Here is an 8,576-nt window from a genome sequence, read left to right as displayed (position 1 = left end):
TTAATTTAGACGATCCTTTTTTTGATACGTTAAAAGAGGACTACCCTGGATTTGAACTATGGTTTAAGAGGAAGGGAGATGAAGAAGCACAAGTTTTTTATAATCAATCAGACAATTTAGAAGCTTTTTTATACATGAAAACAGAAGAAGGTCCGGTAAATGATGTTCAGCCTGCGCTAGAGGACGGATTGTGGCTGAAAGTAGGAACAATGAAGGTTAATCCCCATGGAACTCGGCTCGGAGAGCGGTTCATAAAAAAAATACTTGACTATGCTATTGTAAAAGATATTAAAAAAATCTATGTTACAGTTTTTAAAAAGCATGAAAAATTGGTAGAAACTTTTGTGAAATACGGATTCATAGAAACCGGTATAAAAGTATCCGCGGCAGGTGAAGAGTCAGTCTTTACTAAAGATTTAAAGAATAAAACTAACAACATCCTTCATGATTACCCGTTAGTTAGATCAAGAGGGAGAAGTAAGCATTTATTGGCGATTAAGCCTAACTATCATACAAAGCTTTTTCCTGATTCCATTTTGAATAATGAGAGTTTTGATATCATAAAAGATGTTTCACATACGAATAGTATACACAAAGTGTATATTTCATCAATGAGCGGACTAGCTTCTGTTACTAAGGGAGATTTAATGGTAATATACAGAACCAAAGCTGAACAAGGTTCTGCATGGTATACATCTGTCGCAACGTCAATATGTGTAGTTGAAGAAATGAAAAGTCCTCGTGAGTTTAAAAGTTTTGAAAAATTCATGAAGTATTGTAGAAGTTATTCGGTTTTTACTGATGCAGAATTATTAGAGTATTGGAATAAAAAAGGTCCCGTTTATGTAATTAAGATGACATATAATATTGCATTTAGAAAAAGGTTGAATAGAAAGAGATTGGTTGAAGAAGTAGGTTTAAATGAAAAGGCTTATTGGGGATGCATATCTCTTTCGGATCAAGAGTTTGAAAAAATACTTATTAAAGGTGATGTATATGAAAGTCTTGTTGTCGATTAAACCGGAATATGTAGAAAAAATATTCAGTGGAGAAAAAAAGTATGAATACCGCAAAGCCATATTCAAGAAAAATATAGATACTATCGTAGTATACTCAACTATGCCCGAGGGTTTAATCGTTGGTGAATTTAAAATAGACACTATTTTATATAACAGTCCTGAGATAATTTGGAGCGAGACGAAAGAGTATGCTGGAGTCAGTAATTCATTTTTTAAAAAGTATTTTGCAAATAGGCTTGAGGGATATGCAATAAAAATAATTAACCCCGTGCGTTATGAAAAACCAATAGATCCTAAATTGGAGTTTGAATCCTTCCATGCTCCACAATCATTTTGTTATATATCTTAGTAAAGAGGAGTGTACGGGGAAATGAGTAAAATTATATTTGTGAGCGGTGTTCATGGAGTGGGCAAAACGTATTTATGTAATTCTCTAAAACAACAATATCAATTTTCTCATTACTCAGCTAGTCAACTCATTGCTAAAGTAAAACATAAAACATTTAATCAGTCTAAACGTGTAGGAGAGATAAAAGAGAACCAAGATTTCCTCATATCTGCAATCGCTGGTTTAAATCTCAACAATGAGGTTATGCTTCTAGATGGTCATTTCTGCATAGTTAACCAGTCCAGTGAAATAATTAGATTGCCGGATGTAACTTTTCGAAAATTGTCACCTGTCGGTATTATTCTATTAATGGAAAACCCCCATATTGTTTATCAACGGTTACAACAAAGAGATAACGTGAGTGCCTTTGATTTAAATTTTATCGGGAAGCTTCAAGAAGAAGAGAAGAAATATTCTGAAGAGATTTCTAATTTATTGAATGTTCCCCTGTACATTTATTCTAGTGATGAAAACAATGTCGGGCTAGATAAGTTTATAAACACTATTGTTGAGTTATAAGATAAAAAGATGCTGAATTCTTAGGGACTAAGATAGTAGTGGTTACAATAGTGAGATTGTTTTAATTGCGTATTATTAAAAAAATTTATTATGTGTTGCCTATCTTCCTGTTTGGTAGAAGTGATTGAACTGCAAATGATAAAAATGAACAGTTCACTTCTTTAGTTCTTTAGTGAAAATATCTTAACATCATACGTGATCATAACCTCAAGAAATTCGATAACACCGGAGAAGATATGGAGGATTTAATCTCCATAGGCACCATTGGCTTGATTAAAGCCATCGAGAGCTATCGTCCGAACAAAGGGACAAAACTGGCCACATTTGCGGCTCGTTGTATTGAAAATGAAATTCTGATGCACCTACGTTCGTTAAAGAAAACTCACAAAGACGTATCCCTGCACGACCCGATAGGGACAGACAAGGAAGGTAATGAAATTACACTCATCGATATCCTGGGCTCGGAAGCGGATGATGTTATTAAAGAAGTGGATTTGAAGATCGAGAATATCAAGATTTATCGTAATCTTGATATTCTGGATGATAGGGAAAAAGAGGTTGTCGTTGGGCGATTTGGGCTAGATACAGGTGGGGAAGAGCGGACGCAGCGGGAGATTGCGAAGGAGCTTGGGATCTCGCGGAGTTATGTGTCGCGGATTGAGAAGCGGGCACTCATGAAGTTGTATCATGAGTTTTATAAGGCGAAGCGGTAGGGACTTAGATAATAACTAAAGATTGATTATAGAGTGTTTTAAAAGCGACTTGCCAACAGGGGAGTTGCTTTTTTGTTAATTCAAGTCGTTGGGATAAATGAACATAAAAAAAGCATATTTAGAAAATTAACTTTTTAACTGCTGAGGGGTGTTATTATGACATACAAAGAAATTTATGATCTCCAAATTCAATTGTTACATGTATATGAGAACAATGAAAAGTACCAAGGTCCATATCAGAAGCAACTTAATTATTTTAAGAGACAGTTTTTTATAGCTGAAGATATAGTTCAACGAATTTTTGTTCTAAACCAGTTAAAAAAAATTCATGAGAAAAGTAAGAAATAAAAATAAAGTGGTGTTCAGAAGAATATTTTAAGTGAAGATTTACATTAAGCTAAATTAAAGACCAATGAGTAGATTAAGGAAAAGAAATGGAGTTAATTAGCATGGTCAATTCGAAAAGCAGACATATGATGGATAGACCCTATATTAAAGAAGTCATTCGTGAACTTAGTCTTCTTGGTTATGAGGAAGTTCAAGCTAAACAGATACTAATCAAATACTATAGACCGCTAAAGAGGACGTTGGGATTTCGACTCAATTCTTAAGATTTTGCTAAGGAAATTGATTTAATTAATAAAGCAGTTAACCGAAAAAATGACCCGTCTGACCCAAATCTTCATAGGAGATTTAAATAGTCGGAAAAATCATATTATTAAAGATAAATAAAGAGAAGGTAGACATATATATAAAGGCAAGTGCAAAGACAACTATCTTTTGAAGCCGCCCTTGAGGTTGGTTTATTTTAGCCCGATCAGAGTTGCTGATCGTGTTTTCCATCAAAGAAATAGGCCAAGCAGTATTCATCGATAAGACAGGTTAAAAGTTAAGATACGTTGACGCACAGAACTTAAAATCCTGCGATAGGTGACCATCATACGGGTTCGACCCCTTCCTCGGCATCCTTGATTTATAAGGGTGGATAAGAGTGGAGCCATCGTAAACTTCTACGCTAATGTCACCAACCAGATGGAGGGAACGCTGAATTCCTTCAAGTACGCTGGTGAGATCTAAGATGAGGAAACAGGGCTTACTATCTGCGGGCACGGTATTATGATCCTAGTTTAGGGCGGTTTTTAAATGAGGATACGTATGAGGGGCAGATTGATAATCCGCTGAGTTTGAATTTGTATACGTATGTGCATAATAATCCGCTAATATATAATGATCCTACGGGTCATAAAGTAAATAGAGGTTAATACCTATCTTGACCTTGCAATTAAAGAAGGAAAGCAAAATTTCTAAAAGGGAATGTCAATCCAGGAATTGGGAGTAAAAGTTTGACTAGCGAGATAAATTACTTGAGAGGGAAGGAGGGAGCAAGAGTATTTTATAGAATGGATAATGGAGAAATGCAGATTTTAGCAAAGGCAAATAAGGCAAACGAACAAACAGTGATTAATATTTTGTGTAAAGTCTACGGGAAATAAGGAGGACACTATGAATGTTGTGAAAATAAGTTATCCAACTCCTTTATCAAAAATCAGTGATATAGAGAATGATAACATTGATGTATTTATTGAACTTGAAGATGGAACGAATATAACTGTCGTAGTCAGCACACCTTTAAATTTATTACAACAAATGAATGAAGAAAATGTGAATTTTATTTCAGCTTCTCAACCAGACATTATTGTTAGATCATTGACACACGAGAATATCCAACAAGCCATTGAGGATTATGCTAATGAAGATGCATTTTGGTTGAAGTTATTATATGTAGTATCTATTGAAAAAAAAGTAGTGGATATGAGTCGTATCAATCAATTCCTAGAAGAAATTAATATGTTAAATAATGAGTTGCTAGAATAACATTAGTTCAGATAAGCTACATGGGAGTCACTACCTCCATATGTTTTTTTCTTGTCTTTTTTGTGATAACCCACCCAGTGCCTAATGAATTTGGCGGCTGTGTTCAAATAAACTTAACCCTCATAAGCTACGTATGAATTTTTGCCCAAAGATGAATGTACGCACGAGTGTGTTCTGGTACTTAAAGTTATCACCTTTCAGAAAACAACTCTCCTGCCCCTTTATACCTCAGAATCATCAGATAGCACCGTGTTTGGCTTCAAATAACGTATCTTCGCTTTCCCACGGTTTTCCCGAATTAAAATGAAATTGCAAATAATCGAAATGATCTTTCACTTCTGATCCATAAGTGAAGGCGAAAAAGAAGTTTTTGCAACTATAAAGATACATAGTCCGATTACCACGCTGTAGGGTTAGGCAAGAAATTAACATTTTGCTCCGTAACTATCTGGACATATGGAACGATGATTAGTGTGAAAAGAATCTGCTCATGTGCCAGTTTACATATCTAGGAGGGATTCGTTTCAGGCCAGCCTTCTCCCTAATGCTTATCACAATTCACAAGAGGTTGTACTTATACAACAACGATTAATAGAGTGGTCTACGGATAAGCTATGGCACAATTTCCACTGCCTATTTTAACAGAATCCTTATCACATTCCGTATAATATTCTATTTAAGTTAATAAGTAGTGTGAGAAGACTAAAGGGGATTTAAATGAAGAGAACTCTGAAGGTTATAATTTTGGCTGTTTTAATACTAAGTATTCAATTTCAGTTACTCCAATCAGAGAGCCAGCGCGGCTCCAGTTAAGAAATCAAATTATCAAAATCTAATGGAAGACTAGTATATTTTTTTCGAGTCAAGGAAACTACTACTTTTCATATGACCGAGCTGAAAATACTCTAGAAAAAAATGGAATTTAGTAATGATGTGGTTAGGACGGATGTTCTTAATAAGTGGGATCAAACATATTATCACACCACTTCGTTATACTTGGATGAGAGTATGCGGCATATTTTGATAATGATCATTCAAAGGCTGCGAGAACTATGTGAGGTTGTGAATAAAGTCCGGCGAAAAGTGGTTATCTATTCCGAATGTTTTTAGGGCGTGTCTTAGAACTCCGATCCAATAACCTCGTGAATATCTCTGGAATGTGGATAACCCGAAGCGGTTTAATAATTCCAGGACGTATTTAACACAGCGTTAATACTATATGCGGACAAGTAGGAGGGAGTTGAGGTGAAAGAGGATCTTTTGATTAACAAAATGCTTGTTTTTATTTGATTAGTACTATATAGTTCTATATATGACAAATAAAAAATTGAACAATGGATCTGCTAAATCTAAGAGTTCCAATCCGGTTAACCGGACCAAGGCAGTTGAAGTGGCTGCACAGTTATTTCTGCGTCAGGGGTACAGCTACGTTAGTATGGATGAGGTAGTACGGGTTAGCGGAGTATCCAAGTCGAATATTTATTACCATTTTAAAAACAAGGAGGAATTACTTCAGGCTGTGGTGCAGTACTGGATCGCCCAGTATGAATCAGATCTTTACTTGCTGCTCAGTCAGCGTGAACGAGAGGTAACAGAACGCATCTATTCGTTTATGGCGCTACTGTCCGCAGGCATAGAGGGTCGGGATTATGAAGGAAGTTGTCCGTTTATTACACTGTATATGCAGACACCAGCCAGTGCACCGGAAGTAAAAGAAAGCATATCCCGTTTCTTTCGTGAGTTGCAGCCGATGATGGAGAAATTGTTCCAACAGGGGCTGGATGGTGGGGAGTTTCGTAAAGGAATCGAGCCGGGGCCAGCAGCAGCATTATTTATTGCGGCAATGGAAGGTTCTCTTGTTCTTGCGGAGACCGCGCGTGATACAGGACTTATTGAACAATCAGCACGTACTTTTTGTCAGATGCTTCGGTAAACGAAGCTGTTTTTTTGAATATAATTAGTACTTCATAGTACTATAAGGGGCGAATGCACAATGAATGTTCATACTACTCGTGAAACAAATACGGAGCACACTAGGGACATAAAGCAGGTTATTAACAAGAGGGTAATTGAACCAGCAATCATTTTCATGACAGGCAGTACAGGCTTTATCGGTAAGGAAACAGTAAAACAACTCGCGGCTGGGGACACAAAATTGTTGTTGCTTGTTCGTTCCGAACCAAGAGCCAGAGTTGTGCTGCAAGCTTACGGAGTGAAGAACTTCGACCGAATTACATTTATCCACGGCGATTTGTCCAAACCAGGTCTCGGCCTTGTATTGACTGATCGGCAGCTTGTTCTCGAAGCAGACGTCATCATTCATGCTGGCGGCACGATGGATGTTACTCTGGAGCGTAAAGAAGCAGAACAGATTTTTATGAACGGCGCGAAGGAAGTGGCGGAACTGGCTGGCGAGATCCATCGTATACGCGGACTGAGACACTTTATCCATGTTGTTGGATTTATGAGCCCGTATGGACAACGGGACAAAAAGGGGGAATACATTCAAGTCAACAAACTAGAAAATCATGAAAGTGCATATGAAGAAATGAAATTTCACGCTGATCTGTATATCCGTAAACATGCAGAGGCGAATCAGTATCCATTGTCTGTTGTCAATCCAAGTACAGTCGTGGGACCGCGACCCACGGGTGAAACCGAGCAAACGGGTGGTATCGGACTGCTCATTCAGGCGATTCAGAAACGATTCATGCCTGTTGTACCGGGAGGTTCATCGTATTGGTTGCCGCTTGTGGAGAATGATGTGGTTGCAAAGACCCTTGTCTTTTTATCCAAAGAAACAGCTCCAGTGGGAGGGACGTATCCACTTTTGGCGCGCAAAGAAGATAGTCCTAGCATGAAGGAATTACTACATCTTCTGTCACAGCAAATGGATGTTCCAAAGCCCAAATGGGCTGTACCACTGACATGGATTCAATGGGCGATGAAATCAGGCGGTACGCGGATCAGCGGTGTTCCAGCAGAATCGGTTTCTTTTATTACCAACAGAACATTTCCGGTGGAAGAGACGGAGGCTCTGTTCACACGTATGGGACAATCCTGGCCTGATATCAGGGAACAGCTTCCATTTGTGACAGCAGACTTGGATTATCGTCTCCGTCATGCATCATCTGGGACTTTGCCAGCCGGTTGTACTCGATCACGGATCGGAAATTTGGCTGCACTTGGTTGGGATGGTGAAGGAGAGCCATGGATCATCGTACATGGTTTGCTTAGTTGTGCCGATGAGATGTTACCTTTGGGAGAACGAATTCGGGAACTGACAGGAAACCCGGTATGGCTTGTCGATCTGGCCGGATTCGGTCGGTCACCTGTTCATCAGAAGAGTGAAGCGTTTGAAGGCCAGGTGCATGAACTACTCACCGCACTTCGCGAGTTGGAAGGCCCGATGAAGCTGATCGGTCACTCTGTTGGGGGCGCAATTGCAGCTACGGCGGCAATCAGGAGCGGACGCACCGATATTCAGCTTGGTTTATTGCAGCCCGCAGGTCATAACTCTAACCAGACAGCTCTGCGTATGGCTTCCCGTATGCCAAGAGGTTTCGTGCGTACCCTTCTGGCCGGGCGATCCGAAGCTGGCTGGAATCGCATGCTTCAATCAAACCGTGACACGGATCACCGTGTAATTAGTAGATTTGCAGAAAAGGTGAGGTCCAGTATGCAATCTCCACGCATTGCGGGTGCGCATACCGATTTGTTACGCTGGATTCATAGCGGGAAGGGCAAAGGAGTACAAGACAAGTTATCGATGGGGACGTGGAGTAAAGCTGATCAGGCAAAGAGGACAGTAGTGGTCTGGGGCAAAGAAGATGAGAATTACCACTATCCTGAGGAAATCGATCCACAGGTTAAATGCGTAGATGTACCCTATGGTCATTATTTTCCGGTATTTCAGCCCAATGATACGGCTGCGATTCTTGTAGAGTGGTTCAATACCAAGAGATGAGACGAGTCCAGTTCTCTACGGTGCAGGAACCCCGCGAATACTGTCGAAAGGGTCAAGTTCGATTAGGGTGTGTCTTAGAACTCTGAAAGGAGCAG

General features: G+C 39.1%; 7 protein-coding genes and 1 pseudogene. All 8 read left to right on the top strand.

The annotated features are described in order from the left end of the window. The coding region (locus ACWNM1_RS26520) for an N-acetyltransferase (RefSeq protein WP_449603305.1) at positions 1 to 1,019 on the top strand (1,019 nt) is incomplete at its 5' end. Then, positions 997 to 1,368, top strand: a complete 372-nt coding sequence (locus tag ACWNM1_RS26515) for an ASCH domain-containing protein (RefSeq protein WP_449603304.1) — start codon at positions 997 to 999, stop codon at positions 1,366 to 1,368. The genes ACWNM1_RS26520 and ACWNM1_RS26515, both read left to right, overlap by 23 nt. Before the next feature lie 21 nt (positions 1,369 to 1,389). Beyond that, positions 1,390 to 1,926 carry an ATP-binding protein gene (locus ACWNM1_RS26510; protein ID WP_449603303.1) on the top strand — a complete coding sequence of 179 codons (537 nt, stop codon included), beginning with the start codon at positions 1,390 to 1,392 and terminating at the stop codon, positions 1,924 to 1,926. 188 nt (positions 1,927 to 2,114) lie between these two features. Then, positions 2,115 to 2,639: an RNA polymerase sporulation sigma factor SigK gene (sigK, locus tag ACWNM1_RS26505; protein WP_449603306.1), complete on the top strand. Its 525-nt coding sequence runs from the start codon at positions 2,115 to 2,117 to the stop codon at positions 2,637 to 2,639. 984 nt (positions 2,640 to 3,623) lie between these two features. Beyond that, positions 3,624 to 3,883, top strand: a pseudogene (locus ACWNM1_RS26500) (RHS repeat-associated core domain-containing protein); the annotation flags it as partial. A 259-nt stretch (positions 3,884 to 4,142) separates the two neighbouring features. After that, positions 4,143 to 4,514 carry a hypothetical protein gene (locus ACWNM1_RS26495; RefSeq protein WP_449603302.1) on the top strand — a complete coding sequence of 124 codons (372 nt, stop codon included), beginning with the start codon at positions 4,143 to 4,145 and terminating at the stop codon, positions 4,512 to 4,514. A gap of 1,312 nt (positions 4,515 to 5,826) precedes the next feature. Further along, positions 5,827 to 6,447, top strand: a complete 621-nt coding sequence (locus ACWNM1_RS26490) for a TetR/AcrR family transcriptional regulator (protein ID WP_449603301.1) — start codon at positions 5,827 to 5,829, stop codon at positions 6,445 to 6,447. 60 nt (positions 6,448 to 6,507) lie between these two features. After that, positions 6,508 to 8,481 carry an alpha/beta fold hydrolase gene (locus ACWNM1_RS26485; RefSeq protein WP_449603300.1) on the top strand — a complete coding sequence of 658 codons (1,974 nt, stop codon included), beginning with the start codon at positions 6,508 to 6,510 and terminating at the stop codon, positions 8,479 to 8,481. The last annotated feature ends 95 nt before the right edge of the window (positions 8,482 to 8,576 follow it).

The sequence above is a fragment of the Paenibacillus sp. Marseille-Q9583 genome (assembly GCF_976954365.1).
Note: the sequence above shows the minus strand (reverse complement) of the source record. Positions and strands in the feature narration are given on the sequence as shown.

Excerpts from the sequence above, each read along its gene's own strand:
- ACWNM1_RS26485 (WP_449603300.1), top strand. The coding sequence starts at position 6,508 with ATGAATGTTCATACTACTCGTGAAACAAATACGGAGCACACTAGGGAC.
- ACWNM1_RS26510 (WP_449603303.1), top strand. The coding sequence starts at position 1,390 with ATGAGTAAAATTATATTTGTGAGCGGTGTTCATGGAGTGGGCAAAACG.
- ACWNM1_RS26495 (WP_449603302.1), top strand. The coding sequence starts at position 4,143 with ATGAATGTTGTGAAAATAAGTTATCCAACTCCTTTATCAAAAATCAGT.
- ACWNM1_RS26490 (WP_449603301.1), top strand. The coding sequence starts at position 5,827 with ATGACAAATAAAAAATTGAACAATGGATCTGCTAAATCTAAGAGTTCC.
- ACWNM1_RS26515 (WP_449603304.1), top strand. The coding sequence starts at position 997 with ATGAAAGTCTTGTTGTCGATTAAACCGGAATATGTAGAAAAAATATTC.